Raw genomic sequence first — 21,338 nt, 5'->3', positions numbered from 1 at the left:
AATCGTCACCTTATTTCCTTAAGTCGGCAACTCAATCACCGCCTTCAGTCCACCCTCGCTGCGGTTATGCAGCCTCAACTCCCCCCCATGCGCCCGCACACATGACCGCGCAATCGCCAGTCCCAACCCAAACCCGCCAGTCTCCCCGTTGCGGGCAACCTCCAGCCGGCTAAAAGGCCGAAAGGCCTGCTCCATGTCCTGCGGCGCAATGCCGGGGCCTTCGTCTTCTATCTCCATACACACCGTGCGCGCAGCATTGGGGTCTGCGGCATCAGGCACGGTCAGCCGGACCTGCACACGGCCGTAGCGCGCGGCATTGTCGATCAGGTTGGCGAGGGCGCGTTTGAGGTGGGCCGGGCGGCAGCGGTAGCTGATGCTATTTGGTGGGCTCCAGTCGACCTGGCGGCCAAGGGTACGTTGCTGCTCGACCACTTCGCCCACCAGCGCATCCAGATCGACCAGTTGGGTGGTCTCGCGCATCGCGTCGTCCTGGGCAAAGTGCAGGATTTCTTCGACCATGCTGTGCATCTCGTTGATGGTGGCGATCATGGCCTGGCGCAGATCGTCATCGTCTACCAGCTCGGCGCGGATGCGCAGAGACGTGAGGGGGGTGCGCAGGTCGTGGCCGATGGCTGCGACCATGCGGGTGCGGTCGTTGACGACGCCGAGCAGGCGGTCCTGCATCTCGTTGAAGGCCTCGATGATTTCGCGCACGCCGTCGGGGCCTGACAGGGGCAGGTGCGCGGAGCGCTCGCCCCGGCTGATGCGCTGGGCGGCATCGGTAAGCATGCGCAGTGGCTGCATGATGCGCCGGCCAAACAGCACCGCAATGACAATGATGGGCAACATGCCCACGGGGATGGAGAAGCTCAGCACCCGGCTCCAGTGGCTGAGCAGCATTGTTGGCAGGTGCCAGCTGCTGAGCCACTGGCCATCGGGCAGGCGCACATCGACATGCAGCATCCAGCTGCCATCTTCTTCAAAGGCGGGGCTGAGCAGCGCGAGGATGTCCTGGTCCACATCGCCGGCCTGGCTGGCTGCCAGGGGCGAGCGCATGCGCAGATGGATGCGCACCGGCGGGTCTGCGGCGTTGGCGCCGGCGTCCAGCCCCAGGCGCTCTTGCAGCCTCGCGGTGAGCTTGGCTTCTTGCTCGGTGACCGGTTGGCCGTCGTCAAAAGGCTGGGGGCGAATGCGGAACTGCGAATCGGGCAGGCTGATGCTTTGCACCAGGCGCTGGGCAGATTCGGGGCTGCCCTCCAGCGCGCGGTAGGCGGTGGCAACACGGGTCTCGATGGTGTGGGCGGACAGCGGGTGGACTTCGTCACTGCCGTGGCGCAGCCAGCTCAGCAGCAGCACGGCGACCAGATGGGCCACGATGAGGGCCAGCAGCAACAGGGCCAGCAACTGGCCGGCTAAGGTGCGCGGCAGCAGCTTCATGGCGCAAGCGTGATGTTTCTGGCAGCCAGCAGGTAGCCGTCGCCGCGCACGGTTTTGAGCATGCGCGGCTGGCGCGGGTCAGATTCGAGCTTTTTGCGCAAGCGGCTGATTTGGGTGTCGATGCTGCGGTCAAAGAAAGCGTCGCCCTCGCGCTGGGTCAGGTCCATCAGCTGTTGGCGGCTGAGCACGCGGTTGGGGTTCTCCAGCAGCGCGCGCAGCAGGTGGAACTCTGCGGTGGTGAGGGGGACGGGGCTGAGCTGGGGGTCTTGCAGCTCGCGGGTGGTCAGGTCAAAGGACCAGCCTTCAAAGCGGTAGCGCTTTTCTGCAGTGGCATCGGCTGCTGGTGCGGCCTGCGCCGCCAGCGCTGCATCATCTGCCCGCCGCCGGGCGCCCCGGCGCAGCACGCTGCGCACCCGGGCCACCAGCTCGCGCGGGTCAAAGGGCTTGAGTACATAGTCATCGGCACCGATCTCCAGGCCGGCGACACGGTCGGCCTGGTCGGTCATCGCGGTCAGCAAGATAACGGGGGTGCCAATATGCTCGGTAACAAAACCGCACAGCGATAAGCCATCTTCGCCGGGCAGCATGACGTCCAGAATGACCAGGTCATAGCTGCGCTCCTTGAGCAGCTGCCGCATGGCGACCCCGTCGCAAGCGGTGTCGACATCGAAGTCGTAGCGGCGCATGAAGGTGGCAAGAGGGTCGCGGATGCTCTGGTGGTCATCGACGATCAGGATGCTGCGTCGCACGTTCATGGAAATTCTGGCGTTGGCAAATGAGATTACTTCTTATTATCACCGGCTGCCGCCTGGTGGAGCGGATGCATGGTCAATCCCGCACCTTGCCGCGCTGCGCCTTGACGCCAGCGCGCAGGGTTTTGCTCTGCAGTCGGCGCTGTTGCGAGCCCCAGGTGGGCTTGGTGGCGCGGCGCTTGCGCGGCACAGTGGCCGCAGCGGCGACCATGGCGTTCAGGCGCTCCAGCGCATCCCACAGGTTTTGCTCCTGCGTGCGGTAGCTCTGCGCCTTGATGACCACCACGCCGTCTTGGGTGATGCGCGAATCGGCCAGGGCCAGCAAACGGGTCTGCACCTCTTCGGGCAGGCGCGATGCGCGAATGTCAAAGCGCAGATGGATGGCGCAGCTGACCTTGTTGACGTTCTGGCCGCCGGGCCCCTGGGCGCGGATGGCCGTCCATTGCACATCGGCTTCGTGCATGGTGAGGGCGGAGGCGGTGGGCGTGGTCATGGCAGGGAGGGGGAAGCTACGGGTTTCACAGACTTGTCGTGCAGCGCTGGCATAAGGGTGGAATGGAGGGCTATTTTCCCCGGACGGGCGGGGCTGGCCTGACAATTCGCCAGCTCAACTCTTGTATAAGACTTAAAAAGCGGCGACAATCCTCGGTGTTGAATTCCGTATTGTGATATTGCATTGCAGCATTTGAGGGGTGCATCCCCAGAATTGCTGGCAGGCGGTACATGAGGGAGTTTACGCGGGCGCGCTGCAGGCCAAGCAGACAAGGCTGGCAAGGCGCGACGCACATCAGAACTTTTGCCACTAGAAAGACCAGATGACTACCCAGCAACCCACCATCATCTATACCCTGACCGACGAAGCGCCACGCCTGGCGACCGCGGCGTTCTTGCCGGTTGTTCGCAGCTTTGCGGGCGCCGCCGGCATCAATGTGGCCGATAGTGATATCTCGCTGGCTGCCCGCATTCTGGGCGAGTTCCCCGAGTTTCTGAGCGAAGACCAGCGCGTGCCCAATAACCTGGCCGAACTGGGCAAGCTGACCCTGACGCCGGATGCCAACATCATCAAGCTGCCTAATATCTCGGCATCGGTGGGCCAGCTGCAAGAAGCGATCAAGGAACTGCAAGACCACGGCTACAAGCTGCCTGACTACCCAGACAGCCCTGCCAACGACGCAGAAAAAGACATCAAGGCCCGCTACAGCAAGTGCATCGGCTCGGCCGTGAACCCCGTGCTGCGCGAAGGCAACTCGGACCGCCGCGCGCCGCTGGCCGTGAAGAACTACGCCAAGAAGCACCCCCATTCGATGGGCGAGTGGAAGCAATGGTCGCAAACCCATGTGTCGCACATGGAAGAGGGCGACTTCTACCACGGCGAAAAGTCCATGACCCTTGACAAGGCCCGCGAAGTCAAGATGGTGCTGGAGACGAAGTCTGGCAAGACCGTGGTGCTCAAGGACAAGGTCAAGCTGCAAGACAGCGAAGTCGTGGACTCGATGTTCATGAGCAAGAAAGCCCTGCTGGCTTTCTACGAAAAGGAAATCGAAGACTGCAAGCAGTCGGGCATCCTGTTCTCGCTGCACGTCAAGGCCACGATGATGAAGGTGTCGCACCCCATCGTGTTCGGCCACTGCGTGCGCATTTTCTACAAGGAAGCGTTCGAGAAGCACGGCAAGCTGTTCGAGCAGCTGGGCGTGAACGTGAACAACGGCATGGCCAATCTGTACGAAAAGATTGAAACCCTGCCCGCATCGCAACGCGAAGAAATCATCCGCGATCTGCACAAGTGCCAGGAAGGCCGCCCCGCGCTGGCCATGGTGGACTCTGCCAAGGGCATCACCAACTTCCATTCGCCCAACGACGTGATCGTGGACGCATCGATGCCCGCGATGATCCGCACCGGCGGCAAGATGTGGGGCGCCGATGGCAAGCCCTACGACTGCAAGGCCGTGATGCCCGAGTCGACCTTTGCCCGCATTTACCAAGAAGTGATCAACTTCTGCAAGTGGCATGGCAACTTCGACCCCAAGACCATGGGCACCGTGCCCAATGTGGGCTTGATGGCGCAAAAGGCTGAGGAATACGGCTCGCACGACAAGACCTTCGAGATCAGCGAAGACGGCGTGGCCAACATTGTGGACATCGCCACCGGCGAAGTGCTGATGAGCCAGAACGTGGAGCAAGGCGACATCTGGCGCATGTGCCAGGTCAAGGATGCGCCTATCCGTGACTGGGTCAAGCTGGCCGTCACACGCGCCCGCAACTCCGGCATGCCTGCCGTGTTCTGGCTGGATCCATACCGCCCGCATGAAGCCGAGCTGATCAAGAAGGTGCAAACCTACTTGAAGGACCACGACACGAACGGCCTGGACATCCACATCCTGTCGCAAGTGCGCGCGATGCGCTTCACCCTGGAGCGCGCAGCCCGTGGCCTGGACACCATCTCGGTGACCGGCAACATCCTGCGTGACTACCTGACCGACCTGTTCCCGATCCTGGAGCTGGGCACCTCGGCCAAGATGCTGTCCGTCGTGCCTTTGATGCAAGGCGGCGGTCTGTACGAAACCGGTGCTGGCGGCTCGGCCCCCAAGCACGTCGAGCAGCTGGTGGAAGAGAACCACCTGCGCTGGGATTCGCTGGGCGAGTTCCTGGCGCTGGCCGTGTCCTTTGAAGAGCTGGGCATCAAGAACAACAACGAGCGCGCCAAGCTGCTGGCCCAGACCCTGGACCAGGCCACCGGCAAGCTGTTGGACGAGAACAAGTCGCCATCGCGCCGTACCGGTGAGCTGGACAACCGTGGCTCGCAGTTCTACATCGCCCTGTACTGGGCCCAAGCGCTGGCCGCCCAAACGACAGACGCCGAACTGGCCGCCAAGTTTGCGCCACTGGCCAAGAGCCTCGCCGATAACGAAGCCAAGATCATCGGCGAGTTGAAGGACGTGCAAGGCAAGCCAGCCGACATCGGCGGCTACTACCAGCCCGACGTTGCCAAGCTGGACGCCGTGATGCGCCCGAGCAGCACCTTCAACGCAGCGGTGGCTGCACTGGGCTGATAAGGCCTGGCCTGGGTGGCATATGCCCCTGGGCTGCTTTCAACGACATAAAACCGGCAGACCCGTGAGGGCTGTCGGTTTTTTTGTGTGCCCTCTGCCCGTATACCGAGTGCGCATATACCAAGGTATATAAGCCCCATGCCAATGACAGTGGCATGCACCCCAATGACCACTAGCGATCCAGGCGCTGGCCTGCGAGAATTCTTTTTGTCGTCGCGAAAGACCTGCGCTTTCGGCCAGCGACGACGTTCCGCCCTGCGGCATGTACCGCCTCGGCGATTGCCGCCGATGTGCACTTCAGTTGCTGAAGCCAAGACATGGGCACCCCCAGAACTGTTGACCCGGAGAAAAGCCATGGACCCCGATCCTGAGCCTGACATGCGCTGCTGCCAGCGCCAGCTCCCTCTGACCACCACCCACCGGGCTCCCACCCCAAGGCCATCGCGCATCTAGATGCATGAGAGGCCTTGGCGCTGCGCTGCCCCAAGGAGAATCTCATGCTGTTCTTTCACGCCCGCTCCACCGCGCTGTTGCAGCGCGTCATCCGCGCCGCTGTCGCGTCTGATACGCCCTCGGCGCTCTCTGCCTTCTTGGCATCGCAGGGCAGCAAGCCCTTTGCCCAGGCGCTGTCGGGCCTCGCCGGCCCGGTCATTGCCGATGCCCTGTCGATGCTTTCCGCCGCTGAGCGTGCCCGGGTGCTCCCCCATGTAAGCCGGGTCGCCCGCAAACGCTTGCAGGGCCTGGATCGGTCCGCTCGCTTGGCGGTTGACCGGCCCTCGGGCCGCTCTCGTGCGCTGTGCTGGCTGTTCGGTCATCGCGCCGACATGCCGGCAAGCCGGGTGCGCTGTGAGCGCCCGCCGCTGGCACCCGCGCTGCGCACCGCCAAGCGCAGCGCCTGAAGTTCATTCTCTCTTCTCATTCCATTAGTTGTCCCGACAGCCCTGGGCGTGCATTGCGCGCGCCAGGGGCAGCGCAGGGCTGCGCCCAACAGAAAGCACCATGCTGTACACCCCACATCCCTCGTCCGGTGGAGCGCCACCGTCTGTCAATACCGGGTTGGCCTTAGATGGCTTCGTCTGGAGCCGGCCTGCTCGCCGCCCCTTTGCGGTTGCGCAGCAGCCTCGCCGGCACTGGTCGCGGTATGAGCGCCTGTCTTTTTCGATGCTGGGCGTCACCTGGGGCATCTTGGTGCTCGCGGTGGCGGCTTTGCATGTTGGCAACTACCACCTCGATACCAAGACCTCGTCCACGTCGGGTTCGCACGCGGACTTTTATGAAAGTGCGCGCGCTCTCAAGTCCGACGCACCCGGCACGCCGCCTCTGACTTCGCAGGAGCCTTTGCCATGACGATGCAACCCCGTTCTGCCGCTTTTCCAGCCGCAGCCGATGCCCAAGTGGCCGATCTGCCCCCCTGGCTGCGGATCCGTGCCGATCAGCCTGGCAAGCTTGCTGGCATCAAGCAAAGCCTGGGCTTGGACATTGCCTACGGCCTGCAGTGCAACCTGAGCCAGGATGGCGAGTTCAGCTATTTTGCGATCACGTTCCTGAGCGTGGAGCAGGGCCGGAGAAAGGCCAGCCGCGTCATTTTTATCCTGGGACGTGGCGTACTCATCTCGCTGGAACCCAGCATCGCGCCGCAAGCGCTGGCTCTGGCGCAAGCCAGGCTGGCGCGCCAAGCACATGCGGCGTCTGCATTCGAGAGTTTTGCGGTGGTGCTGCAGGCCATCAACGACGCGACCGACGAGTTGCTGGATGCGCTCAACAGCGATCTGGGCCGGGTGCTGGTGCAGACCAACTCGGTGTTGAACAGCCTGGAGGCGCGCGACCGTGATTTTGGCGTGAGCGATGTGGTAGCTGCGCAGCTGGACCTGGGCGAAGTCGAAGAGCTGCTGTCCGATGGTTTGGAGAGCCAGCTGCAGCTGGCATTGGCGGCCCGCCATGCGCTGGCGCGGATGCCACAGACGGATGCGGAACTCCAGGCACTGTTTTCTACCTTGATCGAAGACATCGAGGCCGTGGAGGACCATGTGAGCTTTGTGCACGACCGGGTGCGCCTGCTGCAGACCACGAACAACATGGCGCTGAACGTCAAGCAAAACCAGATCGTCAAGGTGTTCTCAGTGGTCACCGCGGTGTTTCTGCCGGCCATGCTGATCTCCACCTACTACAGCATGAACGTGGCCCGGATGCCCATCCTGGAATGGCAATACGGCGAGCCCATCACCATCGCGCTGACGGCCGGGCTTGCGCTGTTGCCGCTGCTCTATGTCAAGCACCGTGGCTGGTTGCGCTGAGCGCTGCCATGCCATTGCAGCGACCGCCGATCGCAGTCGCCCCCAGAACCCACGGCGAAGTCTGCCATTACCAAACCAGGAGTTATTTCCATGCCGCCAACGACTGACAAAACCCACTTCAGCTACACCACGCCCAACCGCAATTTGGAAGGCCTGGTCTGGAACGCCGACCTGAGCCTGCAGGATGCGAGCGAAGCGGCATCGCAGCGCCGCCAGGCGATCGACGAGGCGCGTGCCAGCCGCCCGCGCACCGCGCAGATCGAGCGCGAAATCATGGTCGCGGTGATTGTGCTGTATGCGCTCATCTTGGGCAGCTTTGCCGCGCTTCACCTGTACGGCGGCTATGTGCTGGACCAGCAGAACCAGACCACGCAAGCTGCTGAATTGGCCACGCCGGTTGGCGAGGACTCGCCTGAGGTGCAGCCATGACGGAGCCCGGCATCCACCCCCATGCGGCCACTGGCCTGATCGACGCCCGCCTGGCCCAGGCTGGATGGCAGCGGCTGAATGCGCAGCAAGGCGAAGCGCTGGCCGCAGCGCAGCGCCTGCATGGCCTCGACCTGTCCTCGGCGCGCGGCAGGGCAGCGATAGAGGAGGGCGACTTCATCGTCATCCCTGTGGAGCTGGTCCTTTGCCAGGATGGAGAGTTCCGGGAAACCCGGGTCATCTTTGCGCTGGGCCATCAGCAGCTCATCAGCGTAGAGCAAGGCCTGCGCCTGCATGCGCTGGACCGGGCGAGTGAGCAGCTGTTTGCGTCCATGGCCGATGGCTGCGCGCTCGATCCCTGCACGATGATGTTTTGCCTGCTGGAGGCGCTCAACGAGGCGGCCCATGCCAGCTTGCGCGGTATCGCAGCACGCCTGGACGAGCGCAGCGATGCCGTGGCAGCGGCCAGCGGTGGTTTCGATACTGCCAAGCGCCAGGCCGGCGTGGCCGATATTGCCGGCACGGCCATGGCATTGGGGGAGGCGGAGGAGCTGGTCGCCAAAGCGGTGGAGGGCCAGCTGATGCTGGCCCGCGCCGGCCGTTGGCTGCGGCGCGCCGCAGGGGATGCGCGCCTGGGGCCGCGTTTGTCGGTGCTGCTGTCGGACATCCACAGCCTGCGCCGCTATGCCCGGTTTCAGCACGACAAGATCCGCAATCTGCAGCAGTCGCTGATGACCACCTTGGACATCAAGCAGAACCAGGTGATCAAGGTGTTCACCGTAGTGACTGCGGTGTTCACGCCTCCCACCTTGGTGGCTGCGTTTTACGGGCAGAACTTTGCCTATATGCCTGAGCTGGCACTGCCCTGGGGGGAGTGGATGGTCATGGGGCTCACGGGGCTGTTTGCGCTGATGCCGCTGGCCTATATCAAACGCAAGGGGTGGATGCGATGACCTGGGACCTTACTTTGCCGCTCTGGAACCGCTTGCATGCCGCCAGCCCGGAGGCGCTGGACGACCTGTGCAGAGGCCATGGCGTGGACCTGCTGCCTAACACTGCACCGCGCCAAAGGGGCGCCGAGGCAGCCCTGCGCATCCGCTGCGCACGTGTGCAAGACGGGCGGGTGCTGGTGGCCGATCTGCTGTGGCTCCAGGCTGCGGATAGCCAGGTGCTCTACACGGTTGAGACGAGCCACCGCATGCTTCGCCCGGGTCAGGCGCTGGAACGGTGTACGGCCCAGGGTTTGCCAAGGGGCAGTGCGCATGCCGCCGCCCTGGTGCTGCTGCACCAGCTGCTCGGCCAGGCTGGGCGGGTGCTGGATGGTATCGACGAAGGACTGACAAGCTCCATGCGGTCGCTGAGAAGCTTTCAACGCACGGTGGGCACGCCTGGCACGCGCGGTGCCGAAGACTTGACCGAGGTGGACAGCCATCTGGCGATGCTGAACCGGCCGCTGTCGGTGCTGCTGGAGTCGCTTGACGACCTGGAGAGGGCGGGCAGGCAGCTGCGCCGCAGCGTATTGCAAGGCTCGCAGCTGGAGCGCAGCCATGTCGATGCACTGCTGGCCGAGATCGAGGGCGTGCAGCGGCGCGGGCGTTTCATGCTGGAACGCCAGCGCTTTCACCGCCGCGCCGCCGAGGAAACCGTCGCCATGAGCGATCTGAATGTGACCAAGGTCTTCAGTGTGCTCTGGGCGGCCTTTATCCCCGGCACCGCCTTGATCAACTGGTATGGCCAGAACTTTCGGGTGATGCCTGAGCTTTCCTGGGAGGGTTCGCTGTGGATGCAACTGCTCGCCGTGCTGGTGCTCACTGCGATCCCCGTCTGGATGGTCAAGCAATCGGGCAGCTTGCGATGACCGGGCCCGCGCCGTCGCATCGGTTGTTTTTGCGCCATTGCGCCATCAAGCATTTGCCCTTTATCTTTCACCTGCTTCTTTGCAACCAGCCAGGCCGCTACGCCTGTCGCACTCTGCGACAGCGCCCCGGCCCAGCCATGACCGAGCATGCTATGCCACCGTCGTTTTTTCCTCCGATCACCTCGCGCTCGTCAGAGCCCCCGCCACCAGTACGGCGGGCATGTGCGCGCCTGCTGCCCAGCTTGGTAGCGCTAGCGGCGGCCGTCATGGCGATGCCTGGTCAGGCGCAGACCAGCGTGCGCCTGTATGGCACGGTCGATACAGCGATGGGCTGGACCCGGGTGAGCGGTTCGCCGGCACAAAAGGGCTTGCTGAGTGGTGGCCAGTCGGATTCGCTCTGGGGCTTGCAGGGCCGCGAGACACTAGGCGGCGGCAGCTATGCAGCATTTGCGTTGGAGGGCGGCATCGACACCGCCCACGGTGCGCTGGATGATCTGGCGCGGCCGTTCAACTACCAGTCCTGGGTGGGCCTGGGGCACAGCACTTGGGGAGAGCTGCGCCTGGGGCGCCAGTACACCGTGGGCCAGGCCTTTGTCAGCGCGATCGAGGTGGGGTCCTGGAAGGACTTCGGCCTGGGCGCCTTGCTGCGGGCCTCGGACAACTACCAAGTGTCCAGGCAGATCAGCTGGCGCAGTCCGCAATGGGCTGGCGTGCAACTGGGCGCAAGTTATAGCTTTGATACGGCGGATGCAGCTGCCGGTGACACGGCTGCTGTCGGGGGCACGGACCACAAGCTCTACAGCCTGGCGTTGCGCTATGAAGATGGCCCTTGGCTGCTTGCCGCCAGCTGGGAACAAGCCAGTACCGTCAGTCCCGCTGGAGGGGTGGGCCGCCAACCCAGCGCCGCGCAGCTGGGTGCCAGCTATAACTTGGGCGTAGCGCGCCTGGCGGCGGGCTGGAGCCGCCAGCGCAATGGCTTTGTCGGGCGCAACGGCGGCGATGGCCCGGCCGATCTGCAGGCCGCCGGGCTCCAGGGCTTGGGGCCTATCGAGTTCATCGATGGCGGCCGCCTGGATGCGCTCTATCTGGGCGCGTCTATTCCTGTCGGCCATGGCGAGCTGCAACTGCAGTGGTCCCAGGCGCGTCCGAACTGGGATTGGCAGGACAGCGGCGCGCGCGCCCAAACCAGTCAGGTCGTGTCGCTGGGCTACCTCCATCCGCTGTCGCTGCGCACCAGCCTGTATGCCTTTGTCGCCCACGGCCGAGCCTATGCACTGGATACGGCCTTGGACGCCAGCCAGCCCAAGGTGAGTCGGGTGGCGTTTGGGCTGAACACCCGTTTCTGATGAACTGGGTCTTTGTGGACCTTAGGTATCCTCTGCGGCGGGCGTGTTAGCCTTTTGCATGGCCTGCAACCTGCAGCCGCTTTGTGTGAGTGACCCTGATGAAGACCCAGTCCCTGCCAACCCAAGCCTGGCGCCGCCGTGGCCTGCACGTGATGGCCATGGTGCTCGCCATCCTTGTGCTTTTTTTGATCGACACGGCCACCCGCTACGAAGTGGCGGTGTCGGTGTTCTACACGGTGGTCATTCTGGCGATGGCCCATGTGCTGGCATTGCGCGGGCTCATGCTGCTCACCGGCAGCTGCATCGCTTTGACCTGGCTGAGCTTTTTCATCACCAACTATGGCGACCAACGCGCAGGTCTGATCAATATGCTGATCAGCAGCATGGCCATTTTGATCACCGGCTACCTGGCCTGCAGAGCGGAGACAGCACGGGCCGCCGCCCATGACGCCCAGGCGCGCCTGATGCGCATCTCGCGCATCCACAGCCTGGAGGGTTTGACGACCTCGATTGCGCATGAGCTCAACCAGCCGCTGGCGGCCATCGTCACCAGCGGCCATGCCTGCCAGCGCTGGATGGCACAGGATCCCCCCAGGCTCGACAAGGCCGGGCAGGCGCTCGACCGCATCCTGGGCGATGCGGACCGGGCCAGCGGCATCATTGCCCGGGTGCGCAGGCTCAGCCAAGGTGCGCCTGCCAGCACCCGCCCCTTTGTCTTCAATGCCGAGGTGCGTGAAGTGCTGGCGCTGTCCCAGGCTGAAATGCAGCGGCTGGGCATTGCCATGCGTGCTGATCTGGCCGCCGGGCTGCCGCTGGCGCTGGCCGACCCGGTGCAGATCCAGCAAGTCATCGCCAACCTGCTGCTCAATGCGATGGAAGCCTTGGCCCTGGTGGCGATGCCTCGCCGCACGCTGCGCATTGAAACCCTGCAACTGCAGGACAAGCTGGTTCTGCGGGTAGCGGATGGTGGCCCGGGCCTGCCCGCTGGTGCGCAGGAGCAGGTGTTCGAGCCCTTCTGGACCACCAAGCATGAGGGGATTGGCGTGGGGCTCAGCATCAGCCGCAGCATTGTCGAGGCCAATGGCGGCCAGATTTGGGCGGAGCCCCATGCGCCGGGTGGCGCGGTGTTTGCATTCAGCGTACCGGTCGCACCGGCGGAGGGTAAAGCATGAGTGACGCAGCCATGGTGTATGTGGTGGATGACGACGACTCGGTGCGCGCCGCACTGGAGGATTTGCTGGCATCCGTCGGGCTGCCGGTGCGGGCCTATGCCTCGACCGCTGCTTTCCTGGCGCAGCCCCCGGCAGATACGCCCGCGTGTCTGGTGCTGGATGTGCGCATGCCCGGGCAAAGCGGTATGGAGTTCCACCGCCAGATGCAGGCGCTGGGTTTGCATCTGCCCGTTGTCTTTATGACCGGCCATGGCGACATTGCAATGGGGGTCAAAGCCATCAAGAGCGGTGCCGTCGACTTTCTGGCCAAGCCTTTTCGGGATCAGGACCTGCTGGATGCGATCCACCAGGGCCTGGCGCGCGACCGTGCCCGGCGGCTTCAGGATGCAGAAGCCGCCGACATACAGACCCGCTGGATGGGCTTGAGCGACGGTGAGCGCGAGGTGGTGCGCTTGGTGGTGCAGGGCTTGTTGAACAAGCAGATTGCGCACCAGTTGCAGCTGAGCGAGGTGACGGTCAAAGTGCGGCGCGGCAATGCGATGCGCAAGCTGCGGCAGACGTCGCTGGCCGACCTGGTGCGGTTCACGGAGAAACTCGGGGTTTAAGAACTCTCTGCAAAACTCCCTACCGTGGTTTGAACGCGGTCTCGGGCGATCCGCTGCGTTGCCTTCCTTGTCAATAGCTACGGCTATTGCCTGCTAAAGACGCCTTGCGCCTCATCCTGATCCGCATTCATCCCGCTGGCAAGGGTTTTGCAAAGCATCCTTAACCCTGTTTCCCGTGCTGTGCTCGATAGCATTGGGTCCACGCAGCGTTGCCTTTCTGAAGCCTGCCTTACGCCATGTTGGCGGCATGGGTGTTGGATGGCCGGTGACTGCTATCTAATTCATAGCTTCAAAGAGATGCCGGTGATGATAAGATCGGTGTTTTTGCTTGTAAATAATGTGCCTGCGTGTAGGAGGCCTGCGTAAGGGCCGCCTGGCAAGGTGGTTTGGTCTTAACATGCTGCACCTGCCTTTGCTGCATCGCCACATTGCTGCCAGCGGCTGCCTTCAGTCGCAAGCCCAACGCATGTCTGCGCAGCCGCCCTGATTGCAGGGCTGCCTGCTGGGGCTGCAGCTTGGAATTCATCGATAGAACTGAGAAAGATCAGCGCAAGGCACCACCTATAGTGGCCGCCCTGGGCCTGAACAACACATTACATGCTGGTTCCCTTTTTGATTATGTTGCGCGAGGGCATCGAGGCCGCGCTGATCGTCGGCATCATTGCCAGCTTCCTGCGCCACACCGGGCGTGCCCGCTTGATGCCCGCCGTTTGGGCGGGGGTGTTTCTCGCGCTGGGCCTGTCGCTGTTTGTGGGCGCAGGCCTGCAGTGGATGGCGGCCGAGTTTCCGCAAAAGCAGCAAGAGCTGTTTGAAGGCGTGGTGGGCTTTATCGCAGTCGGCATGCTCACCGGCATGGTCTTCTGGATGCGCAAGGCCTCGCGCTCGATCAAGGGCGAGTTGCAGGCCTCCGTCGACAAGGCGCTCAGCACCTCGGGCAGTGCCAGCTGGGCGCTGATCGGCATGGTCTTCCTGGCGGTGGCGCGTGAAGGCGTCGAATCGGTCTTCTTCCTGCTCGCCATCTTCCAGCAAAGCTCGGGCTGGAGTGCAGCGGCCGGCGCCTTCCTCGGCGTGGCGCTGTCGGTGCTGCTGGGCATTGGCCTGTACAAGGGCGGCGTGCGCATCAACCTGCGCCAGTTCTTCCGCTACACCGGTATCTTTATTTTGGTAGTAGCCGCTGGCTTGCTGGCCGGCGCGGTGCGCCGCCTGCATGAGGCGGGTATCTGGAACCAGCTGCAGCAAGTCGTGTTCGACAGCAGCGGCGTGTTGCCCGAGGACAGTCCCCTGGGCGTGATTCTGGGCGGCTTGCTGGGCTACATGCATGCTCCGGTCGTCGGCGAAGTGCTGGCTTGGGCGCTGTACCTGTTGGTTACCTTGGCGATGTTCTTCTGGCCGGTCAAAGCGGCACCTGCTGGGGCTAACGCTCCTGCCCCGCAAGCAGCTGCCACAGCGCAAGCCAGCACTGCATCGGCAGAACCCGCGCCCCGCCTGGGCCCCGTAGTGCTGGGCAGCGTAGTCGTCTTCTTGCTCGGTGCGGCTGCCTTTTGGCAAGCATCTACCGCGCCGCATGCTGGCACCGCTGGCGCAGTCAACGCTGCTGCGGCCGACGGTGTGCCGGTAGTGACCATTGAAATCAACCAAGGCACCTGCACCCCGAACGCGGTCACCGTGCCAGCCGGCAAGGTGGTGTTCCGCATCGTCAACCAATCCCAGCGCGCGCTGGAATGGGAAATTCTGGACGGTGTGATGGTGCTGGAAGAGCGCGAAAACATTTTGCCCGGCATGACCCAGCAGCTGAGCGCCCGCCTGGCGCCCGGCAACTACGAGATGACTTGCGGCCTGCTCAATGCCGCACGCGGCAGCTTGACGGTGACAACGACCGATGCCTTCAAGGCAGAAGCGGCCAAGCCGCCGGTGACCGCCTTCCTGGGCGCGTTGGCTGAATACCAGGTCTACATGCTGACCGAAGCGGCCAGCTTGCAAGAGATGGTTGATGCACTGCAGCAGCGCCTGGCGCACCCGGTAGAGGCAGGCGCCACGCCCGATGACGGCTACCCGGCCGATGCGCAGCAATTGGCGGCGCTGGCGCGCGGCCAGTACCAAAAGCTGGCACCTTTGGCGGTGCAGTATGGCGATTTGAATGCCCGCATCGATGCGCGCGCCGCAGACTTTGCACTGCGTGACAAGGACCCGGCCTTTGTGGGGCTGCAGCGCATCGCTGCCGGCCTGCAAGCGGGCGAGCCTGCCGATCAACTGCTGCCGCTGGCGACCAACCTGCAACAAGATGTACAGCAACTGAGCCAGCGCCTGGGCGATGTCAGCCTGCAGCCGCAGTCGATTGCCGCCGCCGCCGCCAAGGCGCTGGAGCGCGCCTCGACCTTGATCCCCGGCGAGGCGACCACGCCCGAGCAGGGCCGGGCGGTGCTGCAGTTTGTCTACGGCAGCTGGGCAGCGGCCAACAAGGCGCAGCAGGTGCTGGGCCCCGTGCTGGCCAATGCCAACCCGGCGCTGAACCAGCAACTGCAAGACAGCCTGGCCAAGCTGCGCCAGCGCCTGGATGACCTGGGCGTGCCCGCCGATGACAACGAAGTAGCCGGCATTGCCGGCACTGCGCTGAACCCGGTGCAGTGCCAGAACCTGGCCCAGGCGCTCTACCAAGCATCGCAAAGCATGGCCAAGGTCAATGCAGCGCTGGGCTTGCAGCCCTAAACTTTCCGCCTTCTATTTCTACAAATAACATACAGAAAGCACCCCATGTCTTTTTTCAAGAACAGGAACGCGTCTCAATCCATGCCTGCCGATGGCGCTCACCCCGCAAGGCGGCGCTGGCTGGGCGAAGCCGCTGGCGTTATGGGCGCTGGTGTGCTGGCCGGCATGCCTGCCCGCCAGGCTGTGGCTGCGGAGGACGCATCGCCCGGCAATACCCAGGTGGCAGATGCGCCGCGCACCAGCGTGTCGCAGCAGCGCGTGCCGTTCTACGGCAAGCACCAGGCGGGCATCGTCACGCCCCGGCCGCTGGCGGGCATGTTGGTCAGTTTTGATGTGCTGGCCAGCAACTCGGCAGAGCTGGAGCGCCTGTTCAAGACGCTCACCGAGCGCATCCGTTTTCTAACCCAGGGCGGTCTGCAGCCCAGCCTGGACCCCAAGCTGCCGCCTGCCGGCTCGGGCATCCTCGGCCCCGAAGTGCAGCCCGATGCCTTGACGGTGACGGTCGGCGTGGGCCATAGCCTGTTTGATGCCCGCTTTGGCCTGAAGGAGCAGCTACCCAAGCGCCTGACGCCCATGCAGCAGCACCCCAATGACGCGCTGCAGTCTGCGCTCTGCCATGGTGATCTGTCGATCCAGTTTTGCGCCAACACGCCCGATACTAATATCCATGCGCTGCGCGACATCATCAAAAACCTGCCCGATCTGTTGATGGTGCGCTGGAAGCAGGAGGGCTCGGTGCCGCCGATCCCCGCCGCCGTGGGCCAGCCCGCAGAGAGCGCGCGCAACTTTCTGGGTTTCCGCGATGGCTCGGCCAACCCCCAATCCGATGACGACGCGATGATGCGCCGCATTGTCTGGGTGCAGTCCGAGTCCGACGAGCCTGCCTGGGCCGCTGGTGGCAGCTACCAGGCCGTGCGCATCATCCGCAATTTTGTCGAGCGCTGGGACCGCACGCCGCTGGGCGAGCAAGAGGCCATCATGGGCCGCGACAAGGACAGCGGCGCGCCGCTGGATGCGCGCAAGAAGACCGAGCACGACACGCCCGATTACGCGGCCGATGCCGAAGGCAAGAAGACGCCGATGGATGCCCATATCCGCCTGGCCAACCCGCGCACGCACGCCAGCGAGGCCAACCTGATTTTGCGCCGCCCCTTCAACTACTCCAATGGCGTGACCAAGTCGGGCCAGCTAGAGATGGGCCTGCTGTTTATCTGCTACCAGGCCGACCTGGAAAAGGGCTTTGTCACCGTACAAAAGCGGCTTGATGGCGAGCCGCTCGAAGAATATATCAAGCCGATTGGCGGAGGCTTTTTCTACGCTCTGCCCGGCGTGGCCGATGCCAATGACTGGCTGGGCCGCAGCCTGCTGAGCGCTGCCGCCAAGAAGGCTTGATCTCGTTTCCTAACCAGCCACTGCTGTCTGTACTGCAAGGCCCAGGCGCGTCCATCTTCATGAAGGACGCAAGCCTGAGTTTCGCATTGGGATATCGGAAGCCAAAAATTATCAATCTAACAGTATCTAGGAGTTCTCGTATGTCCATGCGTCGCCAATTCTTGCAAGGCCTGCTGCTGGCCGGCAGTGCCAGCGTCATCCCCCTGTCCAGCTGGGCAGCAGAAGGCGTGTCTGCGCTGGAGCTGGTCAAGCCACTGGCGGAGTACAAGCTCTACGTCAACAACAACCTGCGCGAGCTGGTCAAAGGCGTGCAGGCCTTCACCGATGCGGTCAAGGCCGGCAAGGTCGAAGAGGCCAAGAAGATGTATGCCACCGTGCGCCGCCCTTACGAGCGCATCGAGCCGATTGCCGAGCTGTTTGCCGATCTGGACAAGAGCATGGACTCGCGCGCTGATGACCATGAAAAAGCCGAGAAGGACCCGGGCTTCACCGGCTTCCACCGCATCGAGTACGGTCTCTGGGTTGAAAAAAGCACCAAGGGGCTGACCCCATTTGCCGACAAGCTGCTGGCTGATGCCAAGGAACTGCAAAAGCGCGTGAGCGGTTTGACCTTCCCGCCTGAGAAGGTGGTGGGCGGCGCAGCGGTGCTGATGGAAGAGGTGGCTGCCACCAAGATATCGGGCGAAGAAGAGCGCTATAGCCACACCGACCTGGACGACTTTCAGGCCAACTTTGAAGGTGCGGACAAGATTTTTGAACTGCTGCGCCCTCTCGTCGAAAAAAAGGACAAGGCCTTTGTCGAGAAGACTGCGTCGAACTTCAAGACTGTGTTCGACATCCTGGCCAAGTACCGCAAGCCCGATGGCAGCTTTGAGCTGTACACCAAGCTGAATGAGGCTGACCGCAAGATTCTGGCCGGCAGGGTGAACACCTTGGCAGAAGATCTGTCCAAGCTGCGCGGCATGCTCGGCCTGAACTGATAGCACCCAGCGCCTGCTGAGCGACGAACCGCCCCTGTGCAAGGGGCGGTTTTTTTATTTCATGATGACTTCAGTGCCGCATTTCGATGAACTACGTTGAAGCCAGATACGGCAGGTTTACCAATGACGGCGCTGGCTGGAACAATTTCAGAGTTGGCGATATGCTGCTCTCGGTTCAACTTTCAATTGGGTCGCCGAACGATGCTTGTACAAGTGCTTTCCTCAATCGAAATGCCCGCGCGTATACACGTTTCGGTCGAACGGCAGTCGCTTCATTTAGCGTTGGCCAATGGCGTTGAACGTCATTACGATGTATCGACGGCAGCGAACGGAGCGGGTTGCGAAACTGGTAGCTATTGCACGCCTACCGGCGACCACCGCATTCGGTTAAAGATAGGAGAGGGATGTCCTAAGGGCGCAGTGTTTCGGCGGCGAAGACCCACTGGCGAGATATTTGATCCGGAACTCGCAGAACGTTTTCCGGACCGCGATTGGATCTTGACACGCATCCTCTGGTTAGAAGGCTTGCAATACGGCATCAATCGCGCAAGCAGTGTGGACACCTTGAGAAGATTCATTTACATCCATGGCACAGCCGACGAGCATTTAATTGGAAGACCGGTTTCTCATGGATGCATACGTATGAGAAATGACGAGATAGTCGACCTCTTCTCGCTTGTCCCTACCGGCATTGCCGTGCACATTGAATGAGCTAAGTCCGTCTGAGGGTGGCGCGTCAGCGATTGAATTGGAGTGAAATCGGGCGATTTCTGCGCGCTTGCCTTTGCTTGCACCCCGGTGCATTCTGCGTACCAGCTCTTCGAACCCATCCAGATTGCACTCCAACGCGGCTGCGTACAGACTTTGAACAGGTTCTTAGATTGCCCGACAATGGCGGCTGCATTTTGAACCGCTAGCGCTATGAACGACACCACCACCAGCCCCGAAGGGGGCGAGACCGACTGGGCCGCCTGGAGCCGCGAGGCCGTCGAGACCATGATGGCCCGAAACACCGAATGGCCACGCCAGTTTGGCCTACAAGCGGCGCCGCAATACCACTGGGATTTGGAAACCGCCAGCCTGGTGCTTCAGGCGCCCTTGCATGAGGTGCAGGGCACCGTCTGCCTGGTGGGGACCAGCAGCGAGAGCGACGGCAGCTTTGTGTGGAGCTGGGCCAATGCCGACATCCCTGCCCAGCATGGCCAGGCGCTGGAGCTTGTGCATGACTTTGGGCGCGAGCACCAGCTGGCCTTGCTGACCACTGCACGTATCCCTGGTGGCCGGCCAGAGGCGACCGAGTGCCTCTGCATTGCCGCCCGCCTGCAACGCGCCATCGGCACCTTTGTCGACCAGCAAGGCGATATCACGCTGTACTTCAGCATCCTGCATCTGCAGGTGGCGCCGGCGCCGGACCAGGCCTTGCAGTAAGCGCTAAGCGCCCGTTGCGGCTGGGCAATGCAAGCCCAGGCTGCAACCAAAGGGATCCAGCAGCATGGCGGCCGTTGCGCCCAGGCTCGTCGTCATTGGCCCCCGGTACAGCCGGGCGCCCTGGGCCTGTAGGCGCTCCACCGCAGCGCCCAGGTCAGCCACCTCCCAGTACACCGTCGTACCGCCGACGCCGCCCGGGCATTTGCCATCGGCCGGGTGAAAGCCGATCAAAAGCCCCGGCCCCTGCACAAACGCATAGTGCGCGTTCTCGTGCTGCACCTCCGTGCCCAAGAGCTGCGCATACCAAGCGGCCGCTGCATCGATATCGGCGACAAACAACACGACAGACTCCAGCTTTTTGAACAAGGCCATTCCTTTGCGGTGGGGTGAGGAGGGTGGGCGATTGTGGCATGGGTCTGCGGGGCGCTGGCGGGTGGTGGCCGGCGCTTGCCCCTTAGCCCGGTAATGGTTATGGAGACAGCCGCCAACGCACAGTCATTTCATGTAACTACAATAGTTGCATGAAACACAACAGCCAGTTTTCCGATGTTCTGCATGTGCTGCTGCATCTGGCCGAGGCGGAGGCGCCGCTGACTTCCGAGGTCCTGGCGCAGACCATGGACACCAACCCGGTGGTGCTGCGGCGGCTGATGGCGGGCCTGCGCGATGCGGGCATGGTCTCGTCCGGCAAAGGCCATGGGGGCGGCTGGTTGATTGCGCCCGGCTGGGGCGAGACGACTCTGCGCGATATCCACCAGGCGCTGGGCGCACCGGCCTTGGTGTCGCTGGGCTTTCGCGAGGACCACCCTGAATGCCTCGTCGCGCAGGTGGTGAATACATCCCTGCGCAGCGCCATGCAGGAGGCCGAGGCCTCGCTGTTGGAGAAATTGGGCGCCGTCAGCCTGGCCCAGCTTTCTGCCGAGATCGGTGCTTCCCTGCGGGCGCACCGGCTGGCCAAAACATCAACACCCCACCGTATTGAGGACCACCATGGATATCCACACTGATTTCGCCATCATCGGCGGCAGCTATGCCGGCATGTCGGCTGCCTTGCAACTGGCACGGGCGCGCCGCCAGGTCACCGTCATCGATGCGGGCCTGCGCCGCAACCGCTTTGTAGATGAGGCGGGCAGGACCTCGCATGGTTTTTTGTCGCGCGACGGCGTGGCCCCAGCCGAGCTATGGGCGCAGGCCCGTGCCCAATTGCTGCAGTACCCCAGCGTGCGCTGGATCGAAGGGGAGGCCCGGCAGGCCCGTGTATTGCCCAGCGGGGAGCTGGCTTTTGAAGTCGCCGACCAGCAGCTCGTGGCGCGCCGCTTGGTGCTGGCCACCGGTGTGCGTGATGCGCTGCCCGCCGTGCCGGGCGTGGCCGAGCGCTGGGGTCGCAGCGTTTTCCACTGCCCGTATTGCCATGGCTACGAGGTGGGTGGCGGCGCCATCGGCGTGATTGCCGCATCACCGCTGGCCCAGCACCATGCGATGATGCTGCCCGATTGGGGCCCGACCACCTTGTTCCTCAACGGGGTCTATGAACCGAGCGAGGCGGATCTGGCGGACTTCGCCAGGCGCGGCACCCAGATCGAAGCGACGCCAGTGCTGCGCATCGATGGCGTTGCCGATGTGGTGCTGGCCGATGGCCGGACCCTTTCCATGCAAGGCCTGTTCACCCAGCCAAGCACCTCGCCTGCCAGCCCGGTGGCGCAGCAGCTGGGCTGCGTGCTGGCCGATGGCCCCATGGGCCCCTATGTGCAGGTGGATGCGATGCAGCAGACCAGTGTGGCGAATGTGTTTGCCTGTGGCGATGCTGCGCGCGCCGCGGGGAGCATTGCACTGGCGGTGGCAGATGGGGCGATGGCCGGGGTGGCCGCGCACCGCGCATCCATGCTGTGAGC

General features: G+C 63.3%; 22 protein-coding genes. 17 read left to right on the top strand and 5 right to left on the bottom strand.

Features of this window, described 5'->3' with window-relative positions; translation table 11 throughout:
* Nucleotides 1–18: 18 nt before the first annotated feature.
* The 3 genes from HS961_RS15145 to arfB all read right to left on the bottom strand — a co-directional run bounded on the left by HS961_RS15145 (nt 19) and on the right by arfB (nt 2,682).
* Nucleotides 19–1,437, bottom strand: a complete 1,419-nt coding sequence (locus HS961_RS15145; RefSeq protein ID WP_182323356.1) for an ATP-binding protein — start codon at nt 1,435–1,437, stop codon at nt 19–21.
* Nucleotides 1,434–2,192, bottom strand: coding sequence for a response regulator (locus HS961_RS15140; RefSeq protein WP_182323354.1), 759 nt, complete (start codon nt 2,190–2,192; stop codon nt 1,434–1,436). The genes HS961_RS15145 and HS961_RS15140 overlap by 4 nt, the downstream gene beginning before the upstream one ends.
* 73 nt (nt 2,193–2,265) lie before the next feature.
* Nucleotides 2,266–2,682 (bottom strand): alternative ribosome rescue aminoacyl-tRNA hydrolase ArfB, encoded by a 417-nt coding sequence (gene arfB / locus HS961_RS15135; RefSeq protein ID WP_182323352.1) that lies wholly within the window; start codon nt 2,680–2,682, stop codon nt 2,266–2,268.
* Nucleotides 2,683–3,004: 322 nt separating this feature from the next.
* Here arfB and HS961_RS15130 point away from each other — a divergent pair, with 322 nt between their 5' ends.
* The 10 genes from HS961_RS15130 to HS961_RS15085 all read left to right on the top strand — a co-directional run bounded on the left by HS961_RS15130 (nt 3,005) and on the right by HS961_RS15085 (nt 12,940).
* Nucleotides 3,005–5,239: an NADP-dependent isocitrate dehydrogenase gene (locus tag HS961_RS15130; protein ID WP_182323350.1), complete on the top strand. Its 2,235-nt coding sequence runs from the start codon at nt 3,005–3,007 to the stop codon at nt 5,237–5,239.
* Nucleotides 5,240–5,736: 497 nt separating this feature from the next.
* Nucleotides 5,737–6,138, top strand: coding sequence for a hypothetical protein (locus HS961_RS15125; protein ID WP_182323348.1), 402 nt, complete (start codon nt 5,737–5,739; stop codon nt 6,136–6,138).
* 100 nt (nt 6,139–6,238) lie between these two features.
* Nucleotides 6,239–6,586: a hypothetical protein gene (locus tag HS961_RS15120; protein WP_182323346.1), complete on the top strand. Its 348-nt coding sequence runs from the start codon at nt 6,239–6,241 to the stop codon at nt 6,584–6,586.
* Nucleotides 6,583–7,533: a CorA family divalent cation transporter gene (locus tag HS961_RS15115; protein WP_238347619.1), complete on the top strand. Its 951-nt coding sequence runs from the start codon at nt 6,583–6,585 to the stop codon at nt 7,531–7,533. The genes HS961_RS15120 and HS961_RS15115 overlap by 4 nt, the downstream gene beginning before the upstream one ends.
* A gap of 90 nt (nt 7,534–7,623) precedes the next feature.
* Complete coding sequence (locus tag HS961_RS15110) at nt 7,624–7,962, top strand: hypothetical protein (RefSeq protein ID WP_182323344.1); 339 nt, start codon at nt 7,624–7,626, stop codon at nt 7,960–7,962.
* Nucleotides 7,959–8,912, top strand: coding sequence for a CorA family divalent cation transporter (locus tag HS961_RS15105; protein WP_182323342.1), 954 nt, complete (start codon nt 7,959–7,961; stop codon nt 8,910–8,912). Before HS961_RS15110 ends, HS961_RS15105 begins: the two co-directional genes overlap by 4 nt.
* Nucleotides 8,909–9,817, top strand: a complete 909-nt coding sequence (locus tag HS961_RS15100; protein ID WP_182323340.1) for a CorA family divalent cation transporter — start codon at nt 8,909–8,911, stop codon at nt 9,815–9,817. The genes HS961_RS15105 and HS961_RS15100 overlap by 4 nt, the downstream gene beginning before the upstream one ends.
* A gap of 137 nt (nt 9,818–9,954) precedes the next feature.
* A complete protein-coding gene (locus HS961_RS15095; RefSeq protein ID WP_182323338.1) occupies nt 9,955–11,163 on the top strand; it encodes a porin in 1,209 nt (402 codons plus the stop codon).
* A gap of 98 nt (nt 11,164–11,261) precedes the next feature.
* Nucleotides 11,262–12,335, top strand: coding sequence for a sensor histidine kinase (locus HS961_RS15090; protein ID WP_182323336.1), 1,074 nt, complete (start codon nt 11,262–11,264; stop codon nt 12,333–12,335).
* Entirely contained in the window at nt 12,332–12,940 is a 609-nt protein-coding gene (locus tag HS961_RS15085; protein ID WP_182323334.1) for a response regulator transcription factor, read from the top strand. Before HS961_RS15090 ends, HS961_RS15085 begins: the two co-directional genes overlap by 4 nt.
* Before the next feature lie 289 nt (nt 12,941–13,229).
* On the opposite strand, the gene HS961_RS15080 is transcribed toward HS961_RS15085, so the two are convergent.
* Nucleotides 13,230–13,466 (bottom strand): hypothetical protein, encoded by a 237-nt coding sequence (locus HS961_RS15080; RefSeq protein ID WP_182323332.1) that lies wholly within the window; start codon nt 13,464–13,466, stop codon nt 13,230–13,232.
* 71 nt (nt 13,467–13,537) lie between these two features.
* On the opposite strand from HS961_RS15080, the gene efeU reads away from it, so the two are divergent.
* From efeU to HS961_RS15055, 5 genes are all read left to right on the top strand, one after another.
* The gene (efeU, locus tag HS961_RS15075) at nt 13,538–15,646 is read left to right on the top strand and encodes an iron uptake transporter permease EfeU (protein ID WP_182323330.1); all 2,109 of its coding nucleotides are present in this window, start codon (nt 13,538–13,540) and stop codon (nt 15,644–15,646) included.
* 45 nt (nt 15,647–15,691) lie between these two features.
* Nucleotides 15,692–17,038, top strand: a complete 1,347-nt coding sequence (efeB, locus tag HS961_RS15070; RefSeq protein WP_238347618.1) for an iron uptake transporter deferrochelatase/peroxidase subunit — start codon at nt 15,692–15,694, stop codon at nt 17,036–17,038.
* 140 nt (nt 17,039–17,178) lie between these two features.
* Nucleotides 17,179–18,018 (top strand): iron uptake system protein EfeO, encoded by an 840-nt coding sequence (gene efeO, locus HS961_RS15065; RefSeq protein ID WP_202883117.1) that lies wholly within the window; start codon nt 17,179–17,181, stop codon nt 18,016–18,018.
* Between the two features lie 123 nt (nt 18,019–18,141).
* Nucleotides 18,142–18,729, top strand: a complete 588-nt coding sequence (locus HS961_RS15060; RefSeq protein ID WP_238347617.1) for a L,D-transpeptidase — start codon at nt 18,142–18,144, stop codon at nt 18,727–18,729.
* 210 nt (nt 18,730–18,939) lie between these two features.
* The gene (locus tag HS961_RS15055; protein WP_182323328.1) at nt 18,940–19,446 is read left to right on the top strand and encodes a DUF6882 domain-containing protein; all 507 of its coding nucleotides are present in this window, start codon (nt 18,940–18,942) and stop codon (nt 19,444–19,446) included.
* 3 nt (nt 19,447–19,449) lie between these two features.
* Here HS961_RS15055 and HS961_RS15050 read toward each other — a convergent pair whose 3' ends face one another.
* Complete coding sequence (locus HS961_RS15050) at nt 19,450–19,818, bottom strand: VOC family protein (RefSeq protein WP_182323326.1); 369 nt, start codon at nt 19,816–19,818, stop codon at nt 19,450–19,452.
* Nucleotides 19,819–19,967: 149 nt separating this feature from the next.
* Here HS961_RS15050 and HS961_RS15045 point away from each other — a divergent pair, with 149 nt between their 5' ends.
* Nucleotides 19,968–20,453 (top strand): Rrf2 family transcriptional regulator, encoded by a 486-nt coding sequence (locus HS961_RS15045; RefSeq protein ID WP_182323324.1) that lies wholly within the window; start codon nt 19,968–19,970, stop codon nt 20,451–20,453.
* On the top strand, nt 20,437–21,336 hold the full coding sequence (locus tag HS961_RS15040; protein ID WP_182323322.1) for an NAD(P)/FAD-dependent oxidoreductase: 900 nt from the start codon (nt 20,437–20,439) through the stop codon (nt 21,334–21,336). Before HS961_RS15045 ends, HS961_RS15040 begins: the two co-directional genes overlap by 17 nt.
* Nucleotides 21,337–21,338: the final 2 nt, after the last annotated feature.

Origin of the sequence: Comamonas piscis, from assembly GCF_014109725.1 — a bacterium.
In the GTDB taxonomy this organism is placed as follows: domain Bacteria; phylum Pseudomonadota; class Gammaproteobacteria; order Burkholderiales; family Burkholderiaceae_C; genus Comamonas; species Comamonas piscis.
The sequence above is the reverse complement of the archived record's forward strand: the minus strand, read 5'-3'. Positions and strand labels throughout refer to the sequence as shown.

Excerpts from the sequence above, each read along its gene's own strand:
- HS961_RS15115 (WP_238347619.1), top strand. The coding sequence starts at position 6,583 with ATGACGATGCAACCCCGTTCTGCCGCTTTTCCAGCCGCAGCCGATGCC.
- HS961_RS15045 (WP_182323324.1), top strand. The coding sequence starts at position 19,968 with ATGAAACACAACAGCCAGTTTTCCGATGTTCTGCATGTGCTGCTGCAT.
- HS961_RS15100 (WP_182323340.1), top strand. The coding sequence starts at position 8,909 with ATGACCTGGGACCTTACTTTGCCGCTCTGGAACCGCTTGCATGCCGCC.
- HS961_RS15105 (WP_182323342.1), top strand. The coding sequence starts at position 7,959 with ATGACGGAGCCCGGCATCCACCCCCATGCGGCCACTGGCCTGATCGAC.
- HS961_RS15090 (WP_182323336.1), top strand. The coding sequence starts at position 11,262 with ATGAAGACCCAGTCCCTGCCAACCCAAGCCTGGCGCCGCCGTGGCCTG.
- arfB (WP_182323352.1), bottom strand. The coding sequence starts at position 2,682 with ATGACCACGCCCACCGCCTCCGCCCTCACCATGCACGAAGCCGATGTG.
- HS961_RS15125 (WP_182323348.1), top strand. The coding sequence starts at position 5,737 with ATGCTGTTCTTTCACGCCCGCTCCACCGCGCTGTTGCAGCGCGTCATC.
- HS961_RS15055 (WP_182323328.1), top strand. The coding sequence starts at position 18,940 with ATGAACGACACCACCACCAGCCCCGAAGGGGGCGAGACCGACTGGGCC.
- HS961_RS15085 (WP_182323334.1), top strand. The coding sequence starts at position 12,332 with ATGAGTGACGCAGCCATGGTGTATGTGGTGGATGACGACGACTCGGTG.
- efeO (WP_202883117.1), top strand. The coding sequence starts at position 17,179 with ATGTCCATGCGTCGCCAATTCTTGCAAGGCCTGCTGCTGGCCGGCAGT.
- HS961_RS15110 (WP_182323344.1), top strand. The coding sequence starts at position 7,624 with ATGCCGCCAACGACTGACAAAACCCACTTCAGCTACACCACGCCCAAC.
- HS961_RS15060 (WP_238347617.1), top strand. The coding sequence starts at position 18,142 with ATGACGGCGCTGGCTGGAACAATTTCAGAGTTGGCGATATGCTGCTCT.
- HS961_RS15080 (WP_182323332.1), bottom strand. The coding sequence starts at position 13,466 with ATGAATTCCAAGCTGCAGCCCCAGCAGGCAGCCCTGCAATCAGGGCGG.
- efeB (WP_238347618.1), top strand. The coding sequence starts at position 15,692 with ATGTCTTTTTTCAAGAACAGGAACGCGTCTCAATCCATGCCTGCCGAT.
- HS961_RS15130 (WP_182323350.1), top strand. The coding sequence starts at position 3,005 with ATGACTACCCAGCAACCCACCATCATCTATACCCTGACCGACGAAGCG.
- HS961_RS15145 (WP_182323356.1), bottom strand. The coding sequence starts at position 1,437 with ATGAAGCTGCTGCCGCGCACCTTAGCCGGCCAGTTGCTGGCCCTGTTG.
- efeU (WP_182323330.1), top strand. The coding sequence starts at position 13,538 with ATGCTGGTTCCCTTTTTGATTATGTTGCGCGAGGGCATCGAGGCCGCG.
- HS961_RS15120 (WP_182323346.1), top strand. The coding sequence starts at position 6,239 with ATGCTGTACACCCCACATCCCTCGTCCGGTGGAGCGCCACCGTCTGTC.
- HS961_RS15140 (WP_182323354.1), bottom strand. The coding sequence starts at position 2,192 with ATGAACGTGCGACGCAGCATCCTGATCGTCGATGACCACCAGAGCATC.
- HS961_RS15095 (WP_182323338.1), top strand. The coding sequence starts at position 9,955 with ATGACCGAGCATGCTATGCCACCGTCGTTTTTTCCTCCGATCACCTCG.
- HS961_RS15050 (WP_182323326.1), bottom strand. The coding sequence starts at position 19,818 with ATGGCCTTGTTCAAAAAGCTGGAGTCTGTCGTGTTGTTTGTCGCCGAT.
- HS961_RS15040 (WP_182323322.1), top strand. The coding sequence starts at position 20,437 with ATGGATATCCACACTGATTTCGCCATCATCGGCGGCAGCTATGCCGGC.